This is a genomic window from Pedobacter sp. GW460-11-11-14-TSB4 (assembly GCF_059423705.1).
This window is the reverse complement of record NZ_JBWKYI010000069.1, coordinates 1-1388: the sequence shown is the minus strand read 5'-3', so window position 1 is coordinate 1388 and position 1388 is coordinate 1. Positions and strand designations below refer to the sequence as shown.

Annotated in this window: 1 protein-coding gene; it reads right to left on the bottom strand. The window is 40.7% G+C overall.

Translation table 11 applies throughout. From position 1 onward, the window contains the following. Positions 1-67: 67 nt before the first annotated feature. Positions 68-1350 (bottom strand): IS3 family transposase gene (locus AC07YT_RS25050; protein ID WP_145954180.1). Its coding sequence is split into 2 segments (ribosomal slippage): positions 68-981 and positions 981-1350, totalling 1284 coding nucleotides; the frame shifts between segments, so codons are not numbered across the junction. Positions 1351-1388 lie beyond the last annotated feature (38 nt).

Sequence of the window (1388 nt, the reverse complement as noted above, 5' to 3'; positions counted from 1 at the left end):
TGTCTAGTCCTTGAAAAAGTTGACTATTTATTTTACTAAATTATAAAAATAAAAGAACCATTAAAATCTATTTTGATGGTTCTTTTTTCTTCCACCGTTTTACAAATATCTTAGGTTTTGAGTGCGCTTGCCTCGGCGTTAACATATTTACTGAAGAGTGTAATCTCATCTGGTTATATAATTCAATCGCCTGGTGCACTTGTTTATATAATTGGGCTTTCCCCTTAAAGACTGCATCCAATCCAAATTCGTCCTTTAAAATCCCATTGACTCTTTCTGCGACTGCATTTTCATATGGATCACCATTTTCAGTCATACTGATTGTGATGTTGTTATGCGATAAAAGCCTGATATAATCATAGCTGCAATACTGTAGTCCCCTGTCAGAATGGTGGATGAGCTGATGCTCATACTCCCTCTTGCTTATGGCCATCTCCAATGCCTTTTTCGTAGACACAGCCTTCATATCGCCACAGACTTCATACCCCATTATTAGCTTCGAGCCTGCGTCGGTAACCAGATGCAGATATTCATTTCCTGCAACCGTTTGTAGGTATGTTATATCTGAAACCCATAGCTGTTCAGGCATGGTTAGTTCCAGGTCCTTAGTTAGGTTGGGGTATTTCCTCATCCAGTGCTTCGAATCAGTTGTTCTGGTATACTTGCGTTTCCGTTGGACCAGCAGATGCTGTGATCTTAATATCCCAAAAAGTTTGTCGCGTCCAACCCACATGTTCTTGCGGGACATGCTTTCCCGTAACATCACATGCAGCTTACGGACCCCGGTCCGCGGTAGCTTATGTCGAATGTTCAGGACCATCTCTTTGATCTCCTGCTCTGCAACAGTCTTTTTTGAGCTATTGGATCTTGCCTTATAGAAAGCCTGTTTCGTGTAGCCAAACAGCTTGCACAACTTAGTAATAGTGTTCTTACTGGATAAAAGTGCTATTTCTTGAACTGCTTGGCGCCAGACTTTTTTCGGATCTCGATGTTCAGTTCCCGCTCCGCGATCTCAACAAATTTCTTGTACATGGAAAGCTGATGTTCTGCTTCCCTTAACTTCTTTTCCAATGCCTTGTTCTCTTGCTTTAACTCGAACTCAAGCTCTTTGAGTCGCTGTTGATCGTTGTCCTTCATAGGCCTGCCAATGCTTTTATATCTTGGATAGGCTAATTTACTATATTTTCGTAACCAATTCTGAATACACTGATTTCCGCGGATATCGTATTTACGTTGCAACTGGTCTTTATTCAAATGACCGTTCTCGTACTCCTCTACCACTAATCGCTTGAAACTTTCACTGTAACTCCGGGGTGAACGTTGCAATTTTTTTAAATTATTATTGACCATTTTGTTAAGATTTGGTCAACCTTTTTTAGGACTCCACA